The organism is Pseudomonas sp. MNR3A, from assembly GCF_009650575.1.
Taxonomy (GTDB): domain Bacteria; phylum Pseudomonadota; class Gammaproteobacteria; order Pseudomonadales; family Pseudomonadaceae; genus Aquipseudomonas; species Aquipseudomonas machongensis.
Window position 1 is genome coordinate 58,258 of the sequence record NZ_VZZS01000005.1, and the last position, 24,841, is coordinate 83,098.

Sequence of the window (24,841 nt, forward strand, 5' to 3'; positions counted from 1 at the left end):
AGGTACTGATTATCGTGTCCTGCCACACTAGCGGAACCCCTCACGCCTAGACCGGTACAGTTACCTTAAATTAAACCTGTACACATCACTGTACCGCCGCAGAGGGATCGAAGATCTCTTCGATACTCAACTCGAAAACCCCGGCAATGCTGAAGGCCAGCGGCAGGCTCGGATCGTAGCGGCCGGTCTCGATGGCATTGACGGTCTGGCGCGAAACACCGAGCCGCTCGGCCAGTTCGGCCTGCGACCAGCCACGCCCACTTCGCAATTCACGGATGCGGTTGTTCAACGGTAACGCCTCACCCCGATGAAGGTCCCCAGCGCCCACAACGGCCCCATCAGGCTCCAGACCATGAACATCGACAAACGTGGGAAGCCTGCGGTTTCCAGAAAACCGTAGCTGAAGGTCAACAGCGCCGTCGCGACGAATGCCAGCCCCAACGCCTCCAGTTGGATGCGCCGGACCATTTCATCGAGGCTGCGCAGTTGCTGCACCACAGCCCAGGCCATACCGATCATGGCCGGCACCGGCACCAGCGCCACCAGGGTCTTGGCAACGCCTGGCGCCATGGACGCGAGGAAATGGCTGCTGACCAGCACACAGGCCATATAGGCGACGAGGAACAGGACGAATGAAATCACATGACGTTTGTGCAGCATGCCAACAGCCTCGGATGTAAAGTGTGTTTTACATTGAAGGCGAGGCCGCGCATCATGTCAAGCTTGCTTTACATCTCGGCAAGCCGGCCCAGGCCCATTACCATGGTGCCCGCCAACCACAAGGAAGCCCTCATGAGTCTGACCATCCGCCCTGCCCGTCGCGCCGACGCCGCCAAGATCCTCGCCTTCATCACCGAGCTTGCCGACTACGAGCGCGCGCGCCACGAAGTGGTAGCGACCCTGGCCGATATCGAGCACAGCCTGTTCGATGAAGGCAGCACCGTGCACAGCCTGATGTGCGAGCGCGACGGCACGGCCATCGGCTTTGCCGTGTACTTCTATAGCTACTCAACCTGGCTGGGCCGCAACGGCATTTACCTCGAAGACCTGTACATCACCCCCGAACAACGCGGCGGCGGTGCTGGTCGCCAGGTACTGCGGCACATCGCGCGCGAGGCCGTAGCCAGAGGTTGCGGCCGCCTGGAATGGAGCGTACTGGACTGGAATGAACCGGCTATCGGTTTTTACCAGGCGCTGGGCGCAGAAGCGCAAGATGAATGGGTACGTTATCGCCTGGACGGCGAGCGCCTGAAGGCATTCGCACAGGGATAAGCCGCGCCCGACCACACGACTGTGCCAAAAGTGTTACCCGGCCCCGTCCACCCAGCAAAAAATCGGGTAACACGGAAACAATTCGAGAGATTTTCAGGTCATGAAAAATCGCCTCAAATCTCTAAGCCATTGATTTTAATGGATATTGAAAAGTTGGCACGGCATCTGCTTTATCTCTGGCACAACAAAAATAAAAAAACGTGACACCCCAATAAAAACAACATGCACCGGCTCTGACATAACAAGAACAACACGGCAGAGGCGCAGCAAGCAGATTTTTTTGGAGTAGGCACGCGTTCCAGGGGTTCGTCCCCGCGACCTGACGCAGAACAACAAAACTACCTTGAGGTAGCGACTGTCAGGATCGGATCAGCAATGATGAAGGCAGGTCAGCGCTCAAAAAAATACGTTTGCTCTTGGCCCCGGATAGGGGCCCGGTTACACCGAAACAGGCTGACAAAAACAACAACAGGCCGGTTTTCAATAATAAAAAGAGCAGGCAACAACGCTTTGAGGGGAGCTTCGGCTCCCCTCAGTGCTTTGTGTTTTCCTCATTCTTCGCCTCACCACCCTCCCCCTCGACCTTCTCCACCAGCACCGGCATGCTGCTCAACACCAGCAAGGCCAGCACCGTACTGACCAACGCCGTCGCCTCGCGCCCCATGCCCGCCGCCGTGCCGATCGCCGCCGTCATCCACAGGCCTGCCGCCGTCGTCAGCCCTTTAACGTGATTGGTGTCCTGGCCATGGCCCTTGAGAATGGTGCCCGCGCCAAGAAAACCGATCCCGGCGACGATCCCCTGTATCACCCGGCTCAGCGCCTGTGCATCGGCACCGGCCATGCTCGGTGCCAGCACGAACAGGGCTGCACCCATGGACACCAGCATGTGTGTCCGCACCCCGGCCGACTTGCCCTTGTGCTCGCGCTCGAAACCCAACACCGCGCCAAGCACCGCCGCCATCAGCAGACGCACGAGAATCCGCGTCACCTCGCCTTCATCGGTGATGTCGGTGAACTCTGCCCGTATCGCTTGCCAAACATTCTGCCACCAGGAATCCATGGGTTTCTCCACACCAGCGCGCCGTGGCCTATTGAAAGATTGACCGCTGCGTTTGCCCGGAGTGCGGCAGCATCCGCCCGGCAGAACGATGCAGCAACCCGAAGCACGCCGTGGTCACACCCGTAACCACCTGCGGAGGGTAACGTCATGCCGGTAGAAATCGACGAAAGCAACCAACGCTGCACACTGATTGGCGACAAGCTACGTATAGAAGGCCTGGGGCCAGAGATCGAGATCTTCACCGATGAACAGCTGCGCATGTCGGTCGCGGTGCTGGCGGGTGAACGCATACCGATCACCGAAGCCGAAGCCGACGCCCTGACCGTGATCGGTGCGGTGGATAGTCGCAGACATCTCAAGAGCAGTGCTCCAGGCTCCGTAATCTGAGGCCTGCAAGGGACTTCTCGTTCATCTGATATGGTTTTTATCGCTCTACCTGAGCCTGTGCTGTAAACAGATCGGGGGCCATAGTGCCCGGGCCTGATCGAGGCCTGATGAGCGAACCACCATGAGCGAGAGAATCCCCTTCCGAATCATCCAGATCGAGCCTGCGGCCAAGACCCCCAAGCGCCACGCAGACGGGCGCATCCAGACCCGCAGCTTCACAGGCCTGTACCGCAACCTGCGGATCGGCTTCGCCGGCCTGTTGTTCGTGTTGTTCTTCGGCATGGCCTGGCTGAACTGGAACGGTCGCCAGGCCGTGCTCTGGGACCTTGCCGACAGCAAGTTCCACATCTTTGCCGCAACCTTCTGGCCACAGGATTTCATCCTGCTGTCGGCACTGCTGATCATCTGCGCCTTCGGCCTGTTCGCCATCACCGTCTTCGCCGGGCGGGTGTGGTGTGGCTACAGCTGCCCGCAGAGCGTCTGGACCTGGCTTTTCATGTGGTGCGAGAAGGTCACCGAAGGCGACCGCAACCAGCGCATCCGCCTGGCCGCCGCGCCCTGGAGCCTCGGCAAGTTCGCCCGCCGCAGCCTCAAGCATGGGTTGTGGCTGGCCATCGGGGTGATCACTGGCCTCACCTTCGTCGGTTACTTCACCCCCATCCGCCCGCTGGCCCAGGAGCTGCTGACCCTTCAGCTGGGCGGCGTAGCGTTGTTCTGGGTGGTCTTTTTCACTGTCGCCACCTACCTGAACGCCGGCTGGCTGCGTGAAGCCGTGTGCATGCACATGTGCCCCTATGCGCGCTTTCAGAGCGTGATGTTCGACAAGGACACCCTGGCCGTGGCCTACGATCCAGGCCGCGGTGAAAGCCGCGGCCCCCGCAAGAAAGGCAGCGACCGACAGGCACAGCATCTGGGCGACTGCATCGACTGCACACTGTGCGTGCAGGTCTGCCCCACCGGCATCGACATCCGCGACGGCCTGCAGATGGCCTGTATCGGTTGCGCTGCGTGCATCGACGCCTGCGACGGGGTCATGGACAAGATGGGCTACCCCCGCGGCCTGATCGGCTACAAGTCCGAACACAACCTCCAAGGCGGCCGCACCCACTGGCTGAGACCGCGCCTGCTGGGTTACGCCACGGCCCTGCTGGTCATGATCGGCGCCCTGGTGATGGCCTTGCAGATGCGCCCGATGGTGTCGCTGGACGTCATCAAGGACCGCGGTCTGTTCCGTGAAAATGCCCAGGGCCAGATCGAGAATATCTACCTGCTCAAGATCATCAACAAGACCCAGCATCCCCAGCACTATCGACTACGTCTGGTCGACGCCGAAGGCTTCGTGCTGCACGGCAAGCAAGCGATATTCATTCCTGCCGGAGAAATGAGCGAACTGCCGGTATCGGTGGCGATGCTCGCCGAACGCCCAACGAGCAGTTCGGTAGACCTCACGTTCGAAGTACAGGACAGCGACCAGCCGCAGGTGCACAGCCGTGCACGCAGCCGTTTCGTTGCGCCGCTCAACCGCTGATCCCTTACACTGCCTTGAACCTTGCCTGCCAGGCCGAATAACACAACGATGAAACGCTACGAACGATTCGCCGACGATATCGCAGAACTGATCCGCTCCGGGGTGCTTGGCCCCGGACAGCGTGTGCCCTCGGTACGCTACGCCAGCCAGACCCACGGGGTCAGCCCCTCCACGGTGTTCCAGGCCTATTACCTGCTCGAGCGCCGCGGGCTGATTCGTGCCCGGCCGCGTTCGGGCTACTTCGTCAATACCCACGCACCTCGCCAGTTCAGCGAACCCCAGGCACAGGCACCGGTCAGCGAATCCACCGATGTCGACGTCAGTGCCCTGGTATTTTCCATCCTTGATTCGATCAAGGACCCTCACACCGTCCCCTTCGGCTCGGCCTTCCCCAGCCCCACCCTGTTCCCGCTGCAGCGCCTGGCCCGCTCGCTGGCCAGCGCCAGCCGCGCCATGGACCCACGCGTGGTGGTCACCGACCTGTCACCGGGCAACCCGCAGTTGCGCCGCCAGATCGCCCTGCGCTACATGGTCGCCGGCCTGATGCTGCCGATGGAAGAGCTGCTGATCACCAATGGCGCGCTGGAAGCCCTCAACCTGTGCCTGCAGGCAGTCACAGAGCCGGGAGATCTGGTTGCCATCGAAGCCCCGGCCTTCTACGTGTGCCTGCAGGTGCTCGAACGACTGAAGCTCAAGGCCGTGGAAATTCCCGTGCACCCACGTGAAGGCATGGACCTGGGGGTGCTGGCACAAACCCTGGAGAAACACCCGGTCAAGGCCGTATGGTCGATGACCAACTTCCAGAACCCGGTCGGTGCGAGCATGCCCGAGGCGAAAAAGCAGGCACTGGTCGAACTCCTGCACCGCCACCAGGTGCCGCTGATCGAGGACGACGTCTACGCCGAGCTCTACTACGCCCAGCAAGCGCCCAAGCCGGCCAAGGCCTTCGACCGCGATGGCCTGGTCATGCACTGCGGCTCGTTCTCCAAGAGCCTCGCCCCAGGCTACCGGGTGGGCTGGGTCGCCGCCGGCCGTTTCGCACAGAAGATCGAGCGGCTCAAGCTGATGACCTCGCTGTGCGCCTCGATGCCGGCCCAGGCCGCCATCGCCGACTACCTGCAACATGGCGGTTACGATCGCCACCTGCGCAAGTTGCGCTACGCCCTGGAAGGCCAGCAGGCCAACATGCTCGCCGCCATTGCCCGCCACTTCCCGGCGCAGACACGGGTCAGCCAGCCCGCCGGCGGCTACTTCCTGTGGCTGGAACTGCCCGAGCAGATGGACGCGCTCAAGCTGTTCCACATGGCCTTGGCGCAAGGCATCAGCATCGCACCGGGGCCGATCTTCTCGCCGACCCGGCGCTTCGGCAACTGCATCAGGCTGAACTACGGCAGCCCGTGGAACGACGCCACGGAGACTGCGATGGAGACACTGGGGCGTATCGTGCGCTCATTTTGAAGGATCAGCCGCTATAGTGAGGCTACCTGCACATGGACGAGCACCCGATGGAAGACCCCACTCAACTGCGCCAACAGATCCTGGCCTTGCAGCAGCGCAACGGCGAGCTGGAAAACCGGCTGGCGCAGCAAGCCGAAGTATCGCCCTTGGACAACGTCCTGTTGCGCCGAGTGCACGAGCAACTCGAGCAGCGCTTCGACCAGACCCTGGCCGAACGCCGGCTGTTCATCGAGCTGGTCGATCACAGCCTGGCCAATGTCTTCGTCATCGCCCCGGACCTGCGTCTGCAAGCGATCAACCGTACTGCCCGACAGACATTCCAGCGCCTGCACGGTTTCTGCCCCAGGACCGGCGATCGCCTGGATGAAGCGCTTGCCGGCCTGCCACAGCCGCTCCAATGCCTGCTACCCCTGGTCAACCGAGCGCTGGCGGGGGAAACGGTGATCGAAAGCGTCGCCTTCGACGGGCCGCCCTATCGGCGCCACTACGAGCTGCGGATCACCCCGCTGCACAGCGACGAACGCCCGCCACTCAGCGCCTGCCTGTTCGCCTACGACATCACCGAGCGCACCCTTGAGCAGGAGCGCCTGCGCGAAGCCGAGCAGGCGCTGCGCCAGGCGCAGAAAATGGAAGCGGTCGGCCAACTCACCGGCGGCATCGCCCACGACTTCAATAACCTGCTCGGTGGCATCTTCGGTGCGCTGGAGCTTGCCCAGCCACGCCTGTGCGGGCCGCAGAACGATGAGGTGAGCCGGCTGTTCGGCATCATCGAGCAAAACGCGTCCAAGGCCGCGTCACTGGTGCAGCGCCTGCTGGCCTTCTCGCGCAGACAGACATTGCTGCCCCGCGCGACCGACATCCAGCAACTGGTCGGCGACATGCTGGCGCTGCTGCAGAGCTCGCTGCGCTCGGACATCGAGCTCATCGATCGCACAGCTTCACAGCTGTGGCCAACCTGCATCGACCCCTCGCAACTGGAAAGCGCGCTGCTCAACCTGTGCATCAATGCCCGCGATGCCATGCCCGACGGTGGCACCTTGGTGATTCATTGCGAAAACCTGGAAATGACCCCGGCGCAAGCCCAACGTCTGCGGCTCGCCCCGGGCCAATACCTGCACTTGCGAGTCGAGGACAACGGCCAAGGCATGCCAGCGGAGGTGGCGCAACGAGCCATCGAACCGTTCTACACCACCAAGCCGCTCGGGCAGGGCACTGGCTTGGGGTTGTCCATGGTGTACGGCTTCGTGCGGCAGTCTGGGGGGCAAATGCACCTCGACTCGATTCCGGGCAACGGCACCTGCGTTCACCTTTATTTGCCCAGGGCTGAAAACCTCCCGCCCCCCGAACCGCAGAGCCTGCCGGCCCCGCCACCTGCGCGGTCAATCCTGCTGGTCGAGGACCAGGCGGCGATGAAGCTGGTCATCAGCGAGCTGCTGAGCGAGGCGGGCTACGACGTGCATGCCTTCGCCAGCACCGACCGGGCGCTTGCCGCCCTGCGCAAGGGGCTGCGCCCGGGCCTGCTGGTCGGCAACATCGCCTTGTCCGACAGCCCCAAGGGTAGGCAACTGATCGAAATGAATGCGGCCCTGACACCTGGCTGCACAGCCTTGCTCATCACCGGCTACGCCACCCAGACGCTGGCAGACCACGACGGGTTGCCAACAAATATCGAAATCATTTCCAGCCCGTTCGAGCTCAAAGCACTGCTCGAACGGGTGACACACATCCTGGGCTGAAGCTCAGCGCCCGCCTCCCAGATCGATGAAGCTGCCGGTGGAATAGGATGCTTTCTCCGACAACAACCAGAGGATCGCCTCGGCCACTTCCTCCGGTTGCCCACCGCGGCCCATGGGCAGGCCAGGTTCGAGCTTGGTGACGCGCTGGGCATCACCGCTCAGGGCGTGGAAGTCGGTATGGATATAACCGGGACGCACGCCGTTGACCCGCACCCCCTCGCCCGCCACTTCCTTGGCAAGCCCAAGGGTGAAGGTGTCCAACGCGCCCTTGGAAGCGGCATAGTCGACGTACTCGTTGGGCGAGCCCAGGCGTGCAGCCACCGACGACACGTTGACGATCGCACCACCCTGCCCGCCGTGGCGCCGCGACATGCGCAGCAAGGCATGTTTGGCACAGAGCATCGGGCCGACCACGTTGGTTTTCATCAGCTTGAGCAGGCGGAATTCGGACATTTCGTCGACCCGGCTCTGGGTCGCGATGGTCCCGGCATTATTGACCAGTGCGGTGACAGGGCCCAGCTCCTGGTCGATCCGCTGGAACACCTGGATCACTTCATCCTCGACGCTGGCATCGGCCCGCACGGCGATGGCCTGGGCGCCCAGCCCCCGAACCTCAGCCAGGATGCGTTCGGCAGCGTGATCGTCGGCGTGATAATTGATGCAGATGCGGTAGCCCTGTTGCGCCGCCAACCGCGCGGTCGCGGCACCGATACCGCGGCTGGCGCCAGTGATGAGAATGACCTTGTCCATGAAACTGCCACTGTCGAAGGAATAGACCTGCAAGGTTAGGGGAAAAGCCCCGATTGCGGCAACGGCTGCACGCAGCCGTGCCGCAAGTACACCTCAGTGCCCCGCCGAAGCGGGTCCGGCTTTGGCCGTGAAAGGCGGGCGAGCGAGCCACACCAGCAGGATCAAGGCGCCAAACACCCAGGTCAGCAAGGTGAAGTAGTCCACCGTCGACATCATGTAGGCCTGGCTGTTGAGGATCTGCTCAAGCTGCGCATAGCTCTGCGGAGTCGCCCCGCCGAGTTGCTCGAGGGTGTGACGCGTTGCCGGGTCGTACTGACTGATGTGCTCGCTCAGGTAGGCATGGTGCTGGTCGGCCCGGCGGATCCAGATCCAGGTGGTCAGCGAGGCGGCGAAACTGCCGCCGAGTGTACGCAGGAACGTGGCCAGCCCAGAGCCGTCGGCAATCTGATGCGGCGGCAGGTCCGAAAGCAGGATGGTCAGGGTCGGCATGAAGAACAGCGCTACCCCGATCCCCATGAACAATTGCACCAGGGCGATGTGCAGGAAGTCGACCTCGTTGGTGAAACCCGCACGCATGTAGCAGCTTGCGCCAATGGCCAGAAAGGCGATCCCTGCCAGCAGGCGCAGGTCGAAGCGATGCGCATACTTGCCAACGAAGGGCGACATGATCACCGGCAGCAGGCCGATCGGCGCTACCGCAAGCCCCGCCCAAGTCGCCGTGTAGCCCATCTGCGTCTGCAGCCACTGGGGCAGGATCAGGTTGATGCCAAAGAAGCCCGCATACCCGCCCACCAACACCAGGGTGCCGATGCGGAAATTGCGGTGCACGAATAGCCGCAGGTTCACCACCGGGTGCCGATCGGTGAGTTCCCAGATCACGAAGATGGCCAGGAAGACCGCGGAAATCAGGCTACCCACCACGATGAACGAGGACTCGAACCAATCCAGGTCGTTACCCTTGTCGAGCACCACCTGCAAGGCGCCGACACCGACGATCAGCGTCAGCAGGCCGATGTAATCCATCGGCTGGCGACTGGTGGTCACCGGACGTGTGCGCATCTGCTGGCGCACAACGGCGGCAGCGAACAGACCGATCGGTACGTTGATGAAGAAAATCCACGGCCAGCTATAGCTGTCGGTGATCCAGCCGCCGAGGATTGGCCCGGCAATCGGGGCCACCACCGTCACCATTGCCAGCAACGCAAGCGCCATCCCCCGTTTGGCGGGAGGGTAGACCGCAATCAGCAAGGTCTGGGTCATCGGATACAAGGGGCCTGCGACCACGCCCTGGAGCACGCGAAAGCCCACAAGCTCGGGCATCGACTGGGCAATACCACAGAGGAACGACGCCAGCACGAACAGCAAGGTGGCCCAGATGAACAGTTTCACCTCGCCAAAACGGCGGCTCAGCCACCCCGTCAGCGGCAGCGCAATGGCATTGCTTACCGCAAAGGAGGTGATGACCCAGGTGCCCTGCTCGTAGCTCACCCCCAGGTTGCCGGAAATGGTTGGCAACGCCACGTTGGCGATGGTGGTGTCGAGCACCTGCATGAAGGTCGCCAGCGACAACCCAATGGTGGTCAGCAGCAGGCTCGGCGGGGTGAACTGGGCGGATGCGCCGTTGCTCATCGCTGCGCCGTCTTGCCACTGGCGGCGCTGTTGTCATGGATCAGCTGGGCGATCAGACGATCGGCCTCGGCCAACTGACGGTCATACACCTGGGTGGTGTAGCTGGCCTGTTGCGGCGGCTGTTGGGCCAGCGCCGGGCCACTCTGGTCGTGCAGGTCGACCTCGACCACGGTGGACAGGCCGATGCGCAGCGGATGGTCCTTGAGCTGCTCGGGGTTCAGGTGCACCCGCACCGGCACACGCTGGACGATCTTGATCCAGTTGCCCGTGGCGTTCTGCGCGGGCAGCAGGGCGAAGGCACTGCCAGTGCCGGCGCCCAGGCTGTCGACGGTCCCGCTGTACTTGACTTCGCTACCGTACAGGTCGGCGGTGATCTCCACTGGCTGACCGATACGCATGTCACGCAGCTGGGTTTCCTTGAAGTTGGCGTCGATCCATACCTGGTCGAGCGGAATCACCGCCATGGTCGCGGTGCCCGGCTGCAGGCGTTGCCCCAATTGCACGGTGCGCTTGGCGACGTAGCCGGTCACCGGCGCCACCAACGTGGTGCGAGCGTTGTCCAGGTAAGCCTGACGCAGGTCGGAGGCCGCGGCCATCACGTCCGGGTGCGACGACACCACGGTGTCGTCGATCAGCGCAGTGCTGGTGTTGAGTTGCTGGCGGGCGTTGTCCAGGGCGCTCTGCGCAGCGGTCAGGTCGTCGCGTGAGTGCGACAGCTCTTCAGCGGCGATCGCCCCGCTGTCAGCCAGGACCTTGCGCCGGGCGTAGTTCTCGCGAGCCTTCTTCAGTTCGGCCTGGCGCGTCTGCACCTGGGCCTTGAGTGCATCGACGTTACTGTACAAGCCGCGCACCTGGCGCACCGTGCGCGCCAGCTTGGCCTCGCTGGCCTGCAGGGCGACCTCGCTATCACTGGGGTCGAAGCGCAACAGCACCTGGCCGGCATGCACCAGGTCGCCATCGTCGGCGCCGATGCTGGTGACGGTACCCGTCACCAATGGAGTGATCTCCACCACGTTACCGTTGACGTAGGCATCGTCGGTGCTTTCGTGCCAGCGCCCGACCAAGCTGTACCAGGCCCAGCCGGCGGCGCCGGCCAATATCAATACCAGCAACAGGGCCAGCAGCCAGGTCTTGCGCTTGCGCGTGGCGTCGGGCACTTCGGCGGGAGTGGGTGCATCCGAGGGTGTGGCCATGAGAAGTACCTTTGAATCAAGTCGGATCAGGGGTGCGATCGCCGAAACGGGCAATCGTCAACGGGTCGCTGGCGGCCAAGAGAATCTTCGCCAGCAGCGTCTCGAGGATCTTGAGCTCGTCGGGTTCGAGCGAACCGACCAGCTCGTTCATCGCCATTGCCCCGATCTCCGGCAGACGGTCAGCCAGACGTTGACCGTCGTCGGTCAGCGCCAGCCGCACCTGACGACGGTCGTCGGGGCAGCGGTTGCGCAGGATCAGGCCCTTCTGCTCGAGGCGATCGAGCATGCGCGTCATCGAACCGCTGTCCAGCCCCAGGCAGCGGCACAGTTCGGCCGGAGTATCTACCTGGTACTGGGTCACGATGATCAGCACCTTGAACTGCGCAGCGGTAACGCCATCAGCTTCCAGGTGCCAGTCGAGAATGCGGTCCTTCAATAACGAGGCGCGGCCGAGCAACATGCCAATGGCGCAGGTCTGGAAGTTTTCCGGGGTGAAATGGGCCATCGGCATCGCTCAGAAAAGATGTTAGAAAATATTACTGCCTAGGCAGTTAATGTCAAAGCTTTTATTAGCAGGCTATCTAAGTCGTTGTTCCCTCAGTCCTCTTGGTGTCCCCTATGCCTCTGCGCCGGAAAACCGACAAAAAAATCGCAACTGATAGTCATTCGCCATTATCTTGGTTCTCGCAGGGCCCTTCTGGCAGGTAGAATGCGCAAAACCGGGAGCCGCAATGAACCAAGACCGCCTCACCCCCCTCGACGACGATGCCATCACCGATGCCGCTGCGCACTGGTGCATGCGCGTGCACGCCGAGGACTGCTCGGCCGCCGAGCGTGAGGCGTTTGCCCAGTGGCTGGCCGCCGACACCCGGCATGCCGAGGAATACCAGGCGATGCTGGAGATCTGGCATACCGCCGACATGCTGCCGCGTGTCACCCACGTGACCGAACTGCCTGTGGCCAGGTCCCACCAGCGCAACTGGCGACCACTGGCCTCAGCCGCGGTGATCACCCTGCTCGCCCTGCCCCTGGCCGGCTGGGTTGGCTGGGAGCAAGGCTGGTTGCCCAATCGCTACCAGCACTTCGACAGCGACCAGCAGGTGCGTACGGTGCAACTGCACGACGGCAGCCAGGTCGAGCTCAACTTGAACAGCGAGCTGCGCTACCTCAACTACAAGGACCGGCGCCAGGTCGACCTGATCAAGGGCGAAGCCTTCTTCAAGGTTACCCACGACAGCGAGCACCCTTTCATCGTGCGCGCCGGTCACGGCCAGACGCGGGTCACCGGCACGCAGTTCAACGTGTGGAAGTACGAAGATCAGGTCAAGGTGACCCTGGTCGAAGGCTCAGTGCTGGTTTCCAGCAACAGTGGCGAAGGCGGCTACCGCCTCGGCCCCGGCATGCAGGCCAGCTACAGCATCGGTGACTTCGAACCGCAACTGGCCCAGAGCGACGACTATGCCAATAGCCTGGCCTGGCGCAGCGGTCGCCTGGTACTCGACAACCTCAGCCTGTCCCAGGCATTGCCGGTGATCAACCGCTACCTGGACAAACCCCTGTTGCTGGCCGACAGCAGTGTCGGCAACATCCGCATCAGCGGCATCTACGACACCCGCGACGTCAACCGTCTGGTGAACAACCTGCCCAAGGTCCTGCCGATCTACCTGACCCGCAACGACAACGGCAGCACGGTCATCAACCGCATCCTGCCGTCCTCCGACAAGGGGTGATGTGCGCTGCCAAATGGCAGCCACAAAAAAGGCGCCTCAATCGAGGCGCCAAGACATTCACCTGCAACCAAAGGAGCGCAAGGCTTCTGAAGGTGAATGGGCTCAAGCTCAAAGGATCGACAACGGATACTCGACGATCACCCGCACCTCATCCAGGTCGGACTCGAACGCCGTCGCCCGGGTGGTCGCCTGGCGTACGCGCAGCGAAAGGTCCTTGGCCGCGCCGGTCTGTACTACGTACTTGACCTCGATGTCGCGCTCCCAGCGCTTCTGATCGGTCAGCGGATCGCCATTGCCATCGCGACGCATGTAGTAGGCGTTGGCGTTCGAGTAATCGGCGTCACTGCCGCGTCCGTAGCGGGTCATGAACGACAGCCCAGGGACGCCATACCCGGCCATGTTCAGGTCATAGCGCAGCATCCACGAGCGCTCCTTGGGCGAGTTGAAGTCGCTGTACTGGATGGAGTTGTCGAGAAAGATCGAGTCGGACTGGCGCAGGTAATCGAAATCGTCGTCGCCATTGTTGCGTTGGTGGGTCAAGGCGACGGTGTGGGCGCCGTAACGCACACCGAGCTTGGCGCTCCAGATGTCGTTGTCGAAGGTGCCCAGGCGTTTACGCCCTTCGTCCTTAGCGTTGTAGAAGTTGAAGCCACCGATCAGCGCCAGCTCTTCGCTCAATGGCCAGGTAACGCTGGTACCGGCGTAGTACTGGTTCCACACATCCTTCAGGCGACTGCCGAACAGGCTGACGCTGACATGTTCGTTGATGGCATAGTCGCCGCCGCCATAGGCGATCCATGGCGAGTCCACAGGCCCGCCATAGAAGGTTGCGAAAGACTCGCGCATGTCGCTGGACATCGGCTGGCTCATCGCATGCAGGCGCCCGGCCTGCAAGTTCAGGCCCGCCAGGCTGGTGTTCTCGACGGTCACGCCGCGAAAGCTCTCCGGCAGCAGGCGTGAATCGCCCGCCGCGACCACCGGGTTGGCCGGAAACACATCGCCTACCCTCAGCACCGTGTCGAACACCCGCACTTTGGCCGCGCCGCCAAGCTTGCTGTATTCGTCACGCGCCTGGCCGTCGCGATCCACCGGCAGTACATCGAACGAGCTGCGTCCACCGTTGCGCCCGCCTCCAGTGTCGAGCTTGAGCCCGAGCATGGCAAAGGCATCGACCCCTACCCCCACGGTGCCCTGGGTAAAGCCGGACTCGAAGCGGGTGATGACAGCATGCGCCCAGGCTTCGGAATAGCCATTGTCGGGCGCCTTGGCTCTGTTATAGGTCGGTGCCACCGCGTCGCGGTTGTCACGGTTGAAGTAGTAGTTGCGGTTCAGCACGCTCAGGCGGCTGCCCTCTATGAACCCTTCTTTCGTAGCGTCCTCGGCCCACGCCGAAGGACCGGCCAGCGCCACCAGCGCGGCCAGGGAAAGTCCCGGACGATATCTCATGCGATGCTCCTTCGATAACGGCTGTTGTTCTTGTCAGGCCGTTTCGCAGGTGCGTTCGCGGCCAGCATCGATGCTCGCCGCAGGTGGATAACGGGAAGGTGATCGGCACATTACAATGGCGTCATGCGTGCGGACCTTTCACAACTGTAAGGCTGTCGTCATGCCCTTGTTGGCTGCTGCTCGCTAGCGTGATCCGGAAACCACAGCCCTTCCGGAGACACCCCATGAAACGACTGAGTACAGCGATCGCCCTGCTCCTGCTGGCCTTCGGCGTCCAAGCCACCGGCTTTTCCGCTCAGCGCAGCGAGCAGTTGCTGCAGGCGCACCAGCAAGCCGTGGCCGCCTACGCCATCAAGCGCGACAAGCCCATGCCGGAGATCGTCGACTACCGCTATGGCATGTCACTGGATGTGGCGCGGCTGGTGCGCCAGTCAGGCGACCCGCGCACGTGCGAGGTGGTACCGCGCCTGATGACCTTCGAGGACAGCCAGGGCACCCTGCGCACCGTGCGTTATTCGGTGCAGTCCGAATGCATCAACAACAAGTGAAAGCCCGATGCCGGCTCAATCGCCCGTCAAGGTCAGGTCCACCAGGCGCATGCTGTCGCGTCCACTGCGCTTGGACTGATACAGCGCGGCATCGCTCTGCTCGATCAGCGCCGTGAGGCTGGCCGGCGGCTGATCGAACAGGTTGGCACCGATGCTCAGGGTCACCGCCATCGGGGTGACGAAGGATTGTGCAGCGATGTCCTGGAAGCGCTCGCGCAGAATAGTGCCCAGCACCTCGACTTCGTCGCGGCGCGCATTGCCCAGCAGAATGACGAACTCATCACCCCCCAGTCGCGCTGCCAGGGCATTGGCCGGCAGCAGGCCACGAATGGTTTCGCTCAGCGCCACCAGCAGCCGGTCACCTGCGGTATGGCCGTAAAGGTCGTTGACCAGCTTGAAGTTGTCGATATCGATCAACAGCACGGCGCCAGGGCGCTCGTGGCTTGTCGCCCGCAGCAACACCGGCGCACGCACTTCCAGGGCGCGGCGGTTGAACAGCGCCGTGAGCGGATCACGCGCGGCGAGAAGCGCGATGCGCTCCTCACGCCGGTAGCGCTCGGTGCCGGTCATCGACAAGGCGATCAGCATGATCGCCATCGCCCCTTCGATCAGCGAAATCTGGATGATTTCACCGCGAAATGCCGCAAGGTCGATCAAGGTTCCCGGAATCACCACGGTCAGGGCCTTGATCACGTAGAACAGCCCGTGGATCAGCATCACGTAGCGCAGTTGCACCGCCCCCACACTCAGCGACACGCCGTGCGGACGCAGCAGGAAACTGGCACGTAGCGACACCAGGGCCACCAGCAGCGAATTGACCACCAGCATGATCTTCGACCACGACGGCCCTTCCGGCAGCAACAGCAGGCTCACCCACACCAGCACGACCAGCAGCCAGCCCCGTGACAATCGCACCTCGGTGAAACGAGCAACGCCCAGCAGGAAGCAGAAATGCGCAAACACCAGCATCCCATTGGCGAACCAGATACCAATCAGCAGAAAACCGTTCATGCGCAGCAGCGCGAGGGTAGAACCAACGGTGATGGTGGCGAAACCGGCACTCCAGTAGAGCAACGACGACTCGCGCACACTGCGCCATTCGATCGCCAGGTATAGCGCAGCTGCTGCCGCAAGGGCGACGGTCAGGGCCAGGAGGGTTGGGGGGTCGAGCGTCATTGACCGGCGTGCCTGTCTTGGAGGGCAAAAGCGGTGATTGTAAGCGCTCCGGCCAGGATTGCAGAGTGCCACCTCATCGGATTACTGCCCGGAAAGGAAGGTAACCAGTTGCCTGGCGTGGGAACTGAGACCTTCCCAACTGCGAAAGCAGATGCGCAGCTCCAGAGTCGCCCAACGCTCCTCCAGCGCCACCCTGCGCACCGCGAACTCCTGCTCGGCGCGCAAGGCCGCGATCTCCGGGACAATCGCCAGCCCGGCGCGCTGGGCCACCAGCTGGGCGATGGCCTCGAAGCTGGGCGCGCGCACGCGGATCTTCAGCGGCATGGCCAGGTTCATCGCCAGCTCCTCGACAAAGCGCTGCATGGCACGCTCTGCCGGCAGGCAGACGAAGGCATGATCCAGGGCATCGACCAGACGCAGCTGCTCACGCGTCGCCAGTTCATGATCGGCAGGCACCAGCAGCACCAGACGCTCGGTGCGAAACGGCAGCGACACCAGCCCATCGTTGACCAGGTTGCCGTCGAACACGCCGATCTCGCACTCCCCAGCCAGCACCACCCGCAATACATCGACGCTCTTGTGCTCGACCAGCAGCAGGTCGACCTCGGGGTAGTCGGCCAGGAACGGCCCCAGTACCGCCGGCAGCAAGGTGCTGTTGGTGACCGTCGAGGCCGCCAGGTGCAGGTTGATTCGACGCTGGCCGGCCAGCTCCTTGAGCGTGTCCTGCAGTTTCTGCGCCTCGCCCAGCACCCCACGGGCCGACTCCAGTACCAACCGCCCAGATGGGGTCAACTGCATACCGTCAGCCCTGCGGGTGAACAACATCAGACCGCTGCGCTCCTCGAACAGGCGCAAGCGTGTGCTTGCCGCCGACACCGCCACCGGAAAACTGGCCGCGGCCTTGCTCAGGCTGCCAGTCGCTGCGATGGCAGCCAGCAGGCGCAAGTCCTGAAGATCGAAGTGCATGGGGTTTCTCCAAAAACGAACGCCATGTTCGAGAAAAAGCGATTCTAGCTTTTGAGCCTTCTATTCAGAATAAGCCTCTGACTTATTTTGTTGCGGATTCAGCATGAACAGCCTGCGTACCTCACTTGAGCGACACCTGCAAAGCGGCAGCCTCTATGCCGTCCTGGCTGCCCTGGGCTTCAGCTTCAAGGCGATCTTCGTCAAGCTCGCCTACGCCGCGGGGCCTGTGGATGCAGTGACCTTGCTGGCGCTGCGCATGGGCCTGTCGCTGCCGCTGTTCGCCTGGTTGGTGTGGGCCAGCCGTGGCTCGGCGAGTACCCCGCTGACCCTGGGTGACGGGTTTCGCGTGGCTGTGCTCGGGCTGCTGGGCTACTACCTGTCGAGCCTGTTCGATTTCTACGGTTTGCAGTTCATCAGCGCGGGGCTGGAACGCCTGATTCTGTTCACCTACCCGACCCTGGTGCTGATCTTCCAGGCCGTCGCTCTGCGTGAGCGCCCTACCCCTCGCACCCTGGTGGCGATGGGGTTGTGCTACCTGGGGCTGGGGATCGCCTTCGTGCATGACCTGGGCACCGCCGGCGGTGGGCACGCAGTGCTGGTGGGGTCGCTGTGGGTGTTCGCCAGCGCCGTCACCTACGCGCTGTATTACTCCGGTACCGGAATGATGCTCAAGCGCATGGGCTCGATGCGCATGGCCGGGCTGTGTGGTTCGGCCTCGTCGCTGATGGTGCTGGCGCACTACCTGCTGGTGGCGGATGTCACCCAGTTGGCGCAATTGCCCGCTGCGGTGTGGGCCAACGCGGCGATGATGGCGCTGTTTTCCACGGTACTGCCGATCTACTAGGTGGCCCTGGCGATCCAGCGCCTAGGCCCGACACACACTGCGGCGGTCGGCAACCTGGGGCCGGTGCTGACCATGCTGGCGTCCTGGGCCATCCTCAGCGAGGCGATCTCGGGCTACCAGATTGCCGGGCTGGTTCTGGTGTTGCTGGGTGTATCACGGCTCAAGCCGGCGAAGCCCAAGGTGGCCGAGGCGCAGAAGGCTGTCGCCTGAATCTTGATGACCTCGGCGTTGTTTCGCGGGTAAATCGGAGCGCCGAACCGCCGCTCCGATTTACCCGCGAAAAAGCGCCCTACAGTCCCGCTTCTACAAGTCGAACCGGTCGAGTTCCATCACCTTCACCCAGGCCGCCACGAAGTCCTTGACGAATTTCTCCTTGGCATCGCTGCTGCCGTACACCTCGCTCAACGCCCGCAACTGGGCGTGGGAACCAAACACCAGGTCAACCCGCGTGCCGGTCCATTTCACCTGCCCGGTCTTGCGGTCACGGCCTTCGAAGGTCTCGTTGTCAGCCGAGGTCGGCTTCCATTCCACGCTCATGTCCAGCAGGTTGCGGAAGAAATCGTTGCTCAAGCTGCCAGGCTTGTCGGTAAACACCCCATGCTGGCTGCCACCATGGTTGGCGCCCAACACCCGCAGGCCACCGACCAGCACGGTCAGTTCCGGCGCGGTCAGGGTCAGCAACTGGGCCTTGTCCAGCAGCAGCTTCTCGGCCTTGACGCTGTACCTGGCCTTGGTGAAGTTGCGCAGGCCGTCTGCCAGCGGCTCCAGCACGGCGAACGACTCGACATCGGTCTGCGCCTGGGAGGCATCGGTGCGACCCGGCCGGAACGGCACGTTGACAGTGTGTCCAGCGTCCTGGGCGGCCTTCTCGACCGCAGCGGAGCCGGCCAGCACGATCAGGTCGGCCAGCGAAATCTTCTTGCCGCCGTTGTTGAATTCGCCCTGGATTTTCTCCAGCGCCTTGAGCACCTTGTCCAATTGCTGAGGCTGGTTGGCGGCCCAGGAGCGCTGAGGTTCCAGGCGCAGGCGCCCGCCGTTGGCGCCACCGCGCTTGTCCGAGCCACGGAAGGTCGAAGCTGCCGCCCAGGCGGTGGACACCAGTTCGGCAACGCTCAGGCCCGAGGCCAGCACCTTGGCCTTGAGCGTCGTGATGTCCTGCTCGTCTACCAGCGGGTGATCGACCTTGGGGATCGGGTCCTGCCAGAGCAGTTCTTCCTGCGGGTTTTCCGGGCCCAGGTAACGGGCCAGTGGCCCCATGTCACGGTGGATCAGCTTGTACCAGGCACGGGCGAAGGCGTCGGCCAGTTGCTCGGGATGCTCCTTGAAACGCCGGGCGATCGGCTCGTAGATCGGGTCGAAGCGCAAGGCCAGGTCAGAGGTGAGCATCATCGGTGAATGGCGCTTGGCCGGATCGTGGGCATCGGGCACGCTGTTGGCCCCCTTGCCATCCTTGGGACGCCATTGATGGGCGCCCGCCGGACTCTTGGTCAGTTCCCAGTCGAAGTTGAACAGGTTGTTCAGGTACTCGTTGCTCCAGCGGGTCGGGGTCGATGTCCAGGTCACTTCCAGGCCGCTGGTGATGGTATCGCCACCCTTGCCAGTGCCGAACTTGTTGGCCCAACCCAGCCCTTGCAGCTCGAGCCCGGCGGCTTCAGGTTCGGCACCGACGTTGTCCGCAGGGCCTGCACCGTGGGTCTTGCCGAAGGCGTGGCCGCCGGCGATCAGGGCCACGGTTTCTTCGTCATTCATCGCCATGCGGCCGAAGGTCTCGCGAATGTCCTTGCCCGAAGCGACCGGGTCAGGATTGCCCTCCGGGCCTTCAGGGTTTACGTAGATCAAGCCCATCTGCACGGCTGCCAGCGGGTTTTCAAGGTTGCGCCCTGCCGGCTCGGTACGGCTTTGCTCCTCCGGATGCTTGGCAGGCTCGGCCACCAGATCACCTTTACCGGGCGGCTGGGCCTTGCCGTAGCGGGTGTCGCCCCCCAGCCAGACCTTCTCCGAGCCCCAGTACACATCTTCGTCCGGCTCCCAGACATCGGCGCGGCCTCCGGAGAAACCGAAGGTCTTGAAGCCCATCGACTCCAGCGCGACGTTGCCGGTGAGCACGATCAGGTCGGCCCAGGAAATCTTGTTTCCGTATTTCTGCTTGATCGGCCACAGCAGCCGCCGGGCTTTGTCCAGGCTGACGTTGTCGGGCCAGCTGTTGAGCGGGGCGAAGCGCTGCTGACCGGAGCCCGCGCCACCGCGGCCGTCCGCGATGCGGTAGGTGCCTGCGCTATGCCAGGCCATGCGGACGAACAGCGGGCCATAGTGGCCAAAATCCGCAGGCCACCAGTCCTGGGAGTCGGTCATCAACGCGGTGAGGTCTTTTTTCAGGGCTTGGAAGTCAAGGCTCTTGAACGCCTCGGCATAATCGAAAGCCGGGTCCATCGGATCGGACTGGCTGCCGTGCTGGTGGAGAATCCTGAGGTTGAGCTGGTCGGGCCACCAGTCACGGTTGGTGGTGCCGCCGCCTGCGGTTTGATGGAACGGGCATTTCGATTCGTTCGACATCTGCGGGTACCTTATGGGTCGGTTGTCCAGATTTCCGGTCTATGCCAGGTGTTCTGCAGCCCGAGCCGCAAGGCTCGGGCCTTCTCTTCATCAGGGGGTGGTCGGTCTGTTGCCGACGCAGGCCCGCGGCGCTGCACGCGCAAATCGCGAGGCCACGGGAAAGACTAGCCCAGCATGGGCAGAGGTCTAATAGAGCGACTATTGAAGGGCGATAGGCTGGGTCTGTCAGGCAGGACGAGGCAGCCGCGCCCCATCGACATCGTCGATAGCGACCATGAATATCTTCAAGTTCCACCGCTGGGCCCGGAGGCGGAAGATGGCTTCATTGAACCTTCGATGAGGCATCGATCATGGCATCGATCAGCAAAGGCGGTATGCTCGCCGCGATTTTGGCCCTGCTGGCCGCTCTGGGTGGCTGTGCCGCCTCGGCCACCTCGCAGGTGGCGCAACCCTACGGCCACTTCTATTCGGCCACCGAGCTGTCCAGCGTGTCGCTGAAACCGGGCCAACATGTCGCCGTGCTGTTGGGCCGCAATGCCGCTGCCACCCTGGACTACCTGCAGCGCCATCGCGAGGTCCCTCCTTCAGTGCCTGGCGCCTCGCGTGCCGTGCAAGTGGCCACGCTCAACAGTGGCAGCCAGGCCTATGGCTGGCTGGCGCAGTCGCTGGCGCAAACCTTCGCCGAGGTCACCTTCTACGACGATCTGGACACCCTGCTCGCCGATCGCCCCGACGTGATCGTGCTGCTCGATGCCCAGAGCCGCCTCGCCAGCGCCACCAGCCCGGACATCGAAACCCAGGTGGTCGCACGCTTCTACGACGACCAACTGACCTACATCGGCCGCGCCGAAGGCCAGGCCCGTGAAGCGCTGCCCAGCGACACGGCGAATGTCGCCCGCCAGTTGCAGGTCGAGCAAAACGTGCAGGCCGACGCCCTGCGTAGCTTCGACGCCTCGCTCAAGGCCCTGGTCAAAGGCTGACGGTCACTTGCGCCGCTGCATCCAGGCGGCACCCAGGCCACTCAGGCAGATGATGGCGATGCCCACGATGCTGGTGGTATCCGGCACCTGGCCGAATACCACCAGGCCCAGCACACCTGCAAACACGATCTGGCAGTAGCTGAACGGCGCCAGCAGCGCCGGAGCTGCATGGCGGAAGGCCTTGGTCAGCAGCAGGTGGGCGGTCATGCCGCAACCGCCAAGGGCGAGCATCAGCAGTACGTGCTGCCATTGCGGTGTCTGCCAGAAGAACGGCACCAGCGCACTCATGATCAGGGTGTTGCACAGGCCTGCGTAGAAGTTGCTGGTGGTTGGGCTGTCATGGGCAGCCAGAATCCGGGTCAGCAGCTGGTAGAAGCAGAAACCCAGGGCCGAACCGAAGGGAAACAGGATCGCCGGGGTGAACATCGCCCCGCCCGGATGCACCACCACCAGTACCCCGATGAACCCCATCACTACCGCCAGCCACTGGCCGAGCGTGACCCGCTCCTTGAGCAGCGGAGCCGACAGCGCAGTGACCAGCACCGGGGCGAGAAAGTTGACCGACGTGGCCTCGGCCAGCGGCAGGTACTGCAGGCCCGCCGTGAACAACAGGCTGGTGCTGAGCAGGCTCAAGGCCCGCAAGGTCTGCAGCAACGGACGCCGGGTGCGCAGCACACGCAGCCCCGCCTGGGGCATGAAGATGGCGGCCATCAGCAGCGTATGCACCACATAGCGCGCCCAGACCACCATGATCACCGGGTAGATACCACCGAGGAATTTCGACAGCCCATCGTGGCTGGCGAACAGGAAAGTCGCGGCCACCACCAGGGCGATGCCGCGCAAGGGGTGGTTGACGCCGGACAGCGGGGTGCGGGTGGTCATGCGGATCTCTGGGCAGGACGAACCTTGCGAGTGTAGAAGAGATGGGGCGCCGGATGGCAAGTGTTTTTGCCCGCGTCAGGGCGAGTTTACCCGCGAAGCAGACACCGTGCCTTAGTCCCTGACAATCCTGCCCGGCTTCTTCAGGCGCTCGCTGGCCGGTGCCGGTCGCCCATAGAAGTAGCCCTGGAAATGCGAACACCCTTCTGCCGCCAGGCGCTCCATCTGCTCGGCCGACTCCACGCCCTCGGCCGTAGTCTTGATCTTCAGGCTGTTGGACAGCTCGGTGATCGCGCGGATGATCGACATCGCCTCGCGACTGTCGCACATGTCGTGGACGAAGGATTTGTCGATCTTGATCCGGTCGAACGGGAACGAGCGCAGGTAACCCAGCGACGAATAGCCGGTGCCGAAATCGTCCAGCGAGATCGACACGCCAAGCTCTTTCAGCTCCCGCAGGATCCGCACGTTCTCCTCGCTGTTGCCCAGCAGCACCGACTCGGTGATCTCCAGCTCCAGGCGATGCGGGGCAAGCCCTGAGTCCGACAGTGCCAGGGAAACGGTGTGCACCAGCCCAGTGTTCTTGAACTGCACCGGCGACAGGTTGACCGACACCACCTCCTGCCCTTCCCAGGTCGCCGCCTCCTGGCAGGCGAGATTCAACACGCGGGCGCCAATCTCGTGGATCAGCCCGGTCTCCTCGGCGATGGGAATGAAATCCATGGGCATGATCAGGCCACGACTGGGGTGTTCCCAGCGCAGCAGCGCCTCGTAGCCGGTGACGCTGTTGCACTGCTGGTCCACCACCGGCTGGTAGTGCAATTGCAGTTGCCCCAGGTGCAGGGCTGTGCGCAGGTCGGTCTCCACCAGGCGGCGCTGGCGTGCGGCAACGTCGAGTTCGACATGGAAGCATTCGTAGCGGTTGCGGCCATTGCGCTTGGCTTCGTACAGGGCCATGTCGGCGTAGCCGAGCAGTTGCTCGGCGTTGTCCTGGTCCTCGGGCGCAAAGGCAATGCCAATGCTCACACCGACAGCGAACTGGTGCCCTTCGATCTGGAACGGCGGGCAGATCGCATCGATCAGGCGTCGGGCGGTATTGCAGGCCGCTTCGCGGTTGTCCAGCCCGGCCAGAACCACGGCGAACTCATCCCCACCTAGCCGGGCCAAGGTGTCGTGCTCGCGCAGCTCCCGACGCAGGCGCTTGCCCAGGGCACGCAGCAGTTTGTCGCCGAAGGCATGGCCGAGGGAGTCGTTGATGTTCTTGAAGTTGTCCAGGTCCAGGCACAAGGTGGCGGTCAGCTTGCCACTGTCCTCGCCGCGCGCCAGCGCCTGCTTGAGGCGCTCATGGAACAAGGTGCGATTGGGCAGGCCGGTCAGCGCATCGTGATGGGCCATGTGGTGAATCTGCGCATGGGCTGCCAGTTCTTCAGTGGCGTCCTCGGCGATGAACAGCACGTAATCGGCCTGGTTGTCGCGGTTCTGGCTGAGCAGCGCGCGACTGCGCAAGGTGCGGGCACCCGCGACGGTTTCGACACGGGTTTCAGCGGCGTAGCCCTTGGCACTGCGTGCGCCGCGCGCCAGTTGCTGCTCGAGAAACTCGGCGGCAGCCGGCACCGCGCAATCTGCGGGCAGCGTGCCAATCAGGCTCGCCCCCTGGCCACCGAACAAGCGCTCGGCCTGCTGGTTGGCCAACAGGATGCGCTGGCTGACCAGGTCCTGGACGATGACACAGGCTGGAATATTGGCGATCACCGAATCGAGAAACTGCGACAGGGTACTCATCTCCTGGCTGTACTGCTCGGCCAGCTCCTTGGCCTGCAGCAGCTCCAGCTCGTAGCGACGACGCTCGGAGATGTCACGGGTCACCTTGGCGAAACCGATCAGTTGGCCGCTGTCCTCGTCATGGATGGCCTCGATCACCACGCTGGTCCAGAAATGCGAGCCGTCCTTGCGCTGGCGTACACCTTCGGCCTGGAAGCGCCCTTCCCGACGGGCCGTCTCCAGCCCTTGCTCGGGCAGGCCGCCGACGCGGTCTTCATGGGTGTAGAACACCGAGAAATGCTGGCCGACGATTTCATCGGCCTTGTAGCCCTTGGCTCGCTCGGCCCCGGCGTTCCAGTTGATCACATGGCCGGCGCTGTCGAGCATGTAGATGGCATAGTCGCGCACGCCCTGCACCAGCAGGCGGAAATGCCGCTCCTGCTCGCGCTGGGCCATCTGTGCATGGTACTGCTCGGTGCAATCACGGGTGATCTTGGCGAAACCCACCAGTTGCCCGTCGTCGTCATGCACCGCCTCGATCACCACATGGGCGCGCAGCAGGCTGCCGTCCTTGCGCAGGCGCCAGCCATGCTCCTCGAAACGACCACAGCGGCGCGCCTGCTCGAGGTTGGCTTGCGGCAGGCCGGCAGCGCGGTCCGCCTCGCTGTAGAACAGCGAGTAGTGCTGCCCGACAACCTCGGCGGCCTCATAGCCCTTGGCGCGCTGCGCCCCCGGGTTCCAGTTGGCGACCACCCCCTCCGGGGTCAGCAGGTAGATGGCATAGTCCACCACGCTCTGGATCAACAACCGGTACATGACGTCGGGGCTCGCGACTAGCGACATGGCATTCTTCCTGAACCTGCGGGGCCGTTTTTCAAGATACTGGCATTATGCCGTTGAGCGACAGGATTTTGTGAAGTGGATCACAAAAATTCGCGCATGCTG

21 protein-coding genes and 1 pseudogene are annotated in these 24,841 nt (G+C 63.2%); 9 read left to right on the forward strand and 13 right to left on the reverse strand.

Features of this window, described 5'->3' with window-relative positions; all coding sequences use genetic code 11:
* Positions 1-85: 85 nt before the first annotated feature.
* A complete protein-coding gene (locus F6X62_RS03730; RefSeq protein ID WP_054891534.1) occupies positions 86-289 on the reverse strand; it encodes a helix-turn-helix transcriptional regulator in 204 nt (67 codons plus the stop codon).
* Positions 286-660: a hypothetical protein gene (locus F6X62_RS03735; RefSeq protein ID WP_153772723.1), complete on the reverse strand. Its 375-nt coding sequence runs from the start codon at positions 658-660 to the stop codon at positions 286-288. Before F6X62_RS03735 ends, F6X62_RS03730 begins: the two co-directional genes overlap by 4 nt.
* 132 nt (positions 661-792) lie before the next feature.
* Between F6X62_RS03735 and F6X62_RS03740 the strand changes: the two genes are divergently transcribed.
* The gene (locus F6X62_RS03740) at positions 793-1,272 is read left to right on the forward strand and encodes a GNAT family N-acetyltransferase (protein WP_153772724.1); all 480 of its coding nucleotides are present in this window, start codon (positions 793-795) and stop codon (positions 1,270-1,272) included.
* Between the two features lie 532 nt (positions 1,273-1,804).
* On the opposite strand, the gene F6X62_RS03745 is transcribed toward F6X62_RS03740, so the two are convergent.
* Positions 1,805-2,332, reverse strand: a complete 528-nt coding sequence (locus F6X62_RS03745) for an MgtC/SapB family protein (RefSeq protein ID WP_054891536.1) — start codon at positions 2,330-2,332, stop codon at positions 1,805-1,807.
* A gap of 147 nt (positions 2,333-2,479) precedes the next feature.
* Between F6X62_RS03745 and F6X62_RS03750 the strand changes: the two genes are divergently transcribed.
* From F6X62_RS03750 to F6X62_RS03765, 4 genes are all read left to right on the forward strand, one after another.
* A complete protein-coding gene (locus F6X62_RS03750) occupies positions 2,480-2,719 on the forward strand; it encodes a DUF3203 family protein (RefSeq protein WP_054891537.1) in 240 nt (79 codons plus the stop codon).
* Positions 2,720-2,840: 121 nt separating this feature from the next.
* Positions 2,841-4,247: a cytochrome c oxidase accessory protein CcoG gene (gene ccoG / locus F6X62_RS03755; protein WP_153772725.1), complete on the forward strand. Its 1,407-nt coding sequence runs from the start codon at positions 2,841-2,843 to the stop codon at positions 4,245-4,247.
* A 48-nt stretch (positions 4,248-4,295) separates the two neighbouring features.
* The gene (gene mapR, locus F6X62_RS03760) at positions 4,296-5,705 is read left to right on the forward strand and encodes a GntR family transcriptional regulator MpaR (RefSeq protein WP_054891539.1); all 1,410 of its coding nucleotides are present in this window, start codon (positions 4,296-4,298) and stop codon (positions 5,703-5,705) included.
* A gap of 47 nt (positions 5,706-5,752) precedes the next feature.
* On the forward strand, positions 5,753-7,441 hold the full coding sequence (locus tag F6X62_RS03765; RefSeq protein ID WP_178117518.1) for a PAS domain-containing sensor histidine kinase: 1,689 nt from the start codon (positions 5,753-5,755) through the stop codon (positions 7,439-7,441).
* A 3-nt stretch (positions 7,442-7,444) separates the two neighbouring features.
* Here F6X62_RS03765 and F6X62_RS03770 read toward each other — a convergent pair whose 3' ends face one another.
* The 4 genes from F6X62_RS03770 to F6X62_RS03785 all read right to left on the reverse strand — a co-directional run bounded on the left by F6X62_RS03770 (position 7,445) and on the right by F6X62_RS03785 (position 11,518).
* A complete protein-coding gene (locus F6X62_RS03770) occupies positions 7,445-8,191 on the reverse strand; it encodes an SDR family oxidoreductase (protein WP_054891540.1) in 747 nt (248 codons plus the stop codon).
* Positions 8,192-8,284: 93 nt separating this feature from the next.
* On the reverse strand, positions 8,285-9,820 hold the full coding sequence (locus tag F6X62_RS03775; RefSeq protein ID WP_153772727.1) for a DHA2 family efflux MFS transporter permease subunit: 1,536 nt from the start codon (positions 9,818-9,820) through the stop codon (positions 8,285-8,287).
* Positions 9,817-11,013: an HlyD family efflux transporter periplasmic adaptor subunit gene (locus F6X62_RS03780; protein WP_153772728.1), complete on the reverse strand. Its 1,197-nt coding sequence runs from the start codon at positions 11,011-11,013 to the stop codon at positions 9,817-9,819. The genes F6X62_RS03775 and F6X62_RS03780 overlap by 4 nt, the downstream gene beginning before the upstream one ends.
* Before the next feature lie 16 nt (positions 11,014-11,029).
* Positions 11,030-11,518, reverse strand: a complete 489-nt coding sequence (locus F6X62_RS03785) for a MarR family winged helix-turn-helix transcriptional regulator (protein WP_054925628.1) — start codon at positions 11,516-11,518, stop codon at positions 11,030-11,032.
* Between the two features lie 226 nt (positions 11,519-11,744).
* On the opposite strand from F6X62_RS03785, the gene F6X62_RS03790 reads away from it, so the two are divergent.
* Positions 11,745-12,743: a FecR family protein gene (locus F6X62_RS03790; protein WP_153772729.1), complete on the forward strand. Its 999-nt coding sequence runs from the start codon at positions 11,745-11,747 to the stop codon at positions 12,741-12,743.
* A gap of 108 nt (positions 12,744-12,851) precedes the next feature.
* Here F6X62_RS03790 and F6X62_RS03795 read toward each other — a convergent pair whose 3' ends face one another.
* Positions 12,852-14,189, reverse strand: coding sequence for an OprD family porin (locus F6X62_RS03795; RefSeq protein WP_153772730.1), 1,338 nt, complete (start codon positions 14,187-14,189; stop codon positions 12,852-12,854).
* Positions 14,190-14,413: 224 nt separating this feature from the next.
* Between F6X62_RS03795 and F6X62_RS03800 the strand changes: the two genes are divergently transcribed.
* Entirely contained in the window at positions 14,414-14,737 is a 324-nt protein-coding gene (locus tag F6X62_RS03800) for a DUF2790 domain-containing protein (RefSeq protein ID WP_153772731.1), read from the forward strand.
* A 15-nt stretch (positions 14,738-14,752) separates the two neighbouring features.
* Here the strand turns inward: F6X62_RS03800 and F6X62_RS03805 are convergent, their stop codons facing one another.
* Both F6X62_RS03805 and F6X62_RS03810 read right to left on the reverse strand, forming a co-directional pair.
* On the reverse strand, positions 14,753-15,913 hold the full coding sequence (locus tag F6X62_RS03805; RefSeq protein ID WP_153772732.1) for a GGDEF domain-containing protein: 1,161 nt from the start codon (positions 15,911-15,913) through the stop codon (positions 14,753-14,755).
* An 81-nt stretch (positions 15,914-15,994) separates the two neighbouring features.
* Positions 15,995-16,879, reverse strand: coding sequence for a LysR substrate-binding domain-containing protein (locus F6X62_RS03810; protein ID WP_153772733.1), 885 nt, complete (start codon positions 16,877-16,879; stop codon positions 15,995-15,997).
* Positions 16,880-16,982: 103 nt separating this feature from the next.
* Here F6X62_RS03810 and F6X62_RS03815 point away from each other — a divergent pair.
* Positions 16,983-17,933, forward strand: a pseudogene (locus F6X62_RS03815) (DMT family transporter).
* A gap of 93 nt (positions 17,934-18,026) precedes the next feature.
* Here the strand turns inward: F6X62_RS03815 and katG are convergent.
* A complete protein-coding gene (katG, locus tag F6X62_RS03820) occupies positions 18,027-20,276 on the reverse strand; it encodes a catalase/peroxidase HPI (protein ID WP_153772734.1) in 2,250 nt (749 codons plus the stop codon).
* A 350-nt stretch (positions 20,277-20,626) separates the two neighbouring features.
* Here katG and F6X62_RS03825 point away from each other — a divergent pair, with 350 nt between their 5' ends.
* The gene (locus F6X62_RS03825; RefSeq protein WP_153772735.1) at positions 20,627-21,256 is read left to right on the forward strand and encodes a hypothetical protein; all 630 of its coding nucleotides are present in this window, start codon (positions 20,627-20,629) and stop codon (positions 21,254-21,256) included.
* Between the two features lie 3 nt (positions 21,257-21,259).
* On the opposite strand, the gene F6X62_RS03830 is transcribed toward F6X62_RS03825, so the two are convergent.
* Together F6X62_RS03830 and F6X62_RS03835 are read right to left on the reverse strand one after the other, a co-directional pair.
* Positions 21,260-22,138, reverse strand: coding sequence for a DMT family transporter (locus F6X62_RS03830; protein WP_153772736.1), 879 nt, complete (start codon positions 22,136-22,138; stop codon positions 21,260-21,262).
* A 111-nt stretch (positions 22,139-22,249) separates the two neighbouring features.
* On the reverse strand, positions 22,250-24,739 hold the full coding sequence (locus F6X62_RS03835) for an EAL domain-containing protein (protein WP_153772737.1): 2,490 nt from the start codon (positions 24,737-24,739) through the stop codon (positions 22,250-22,252).
* Positions 24,740-24,841 lie beyond the last annotated feature (102 nt).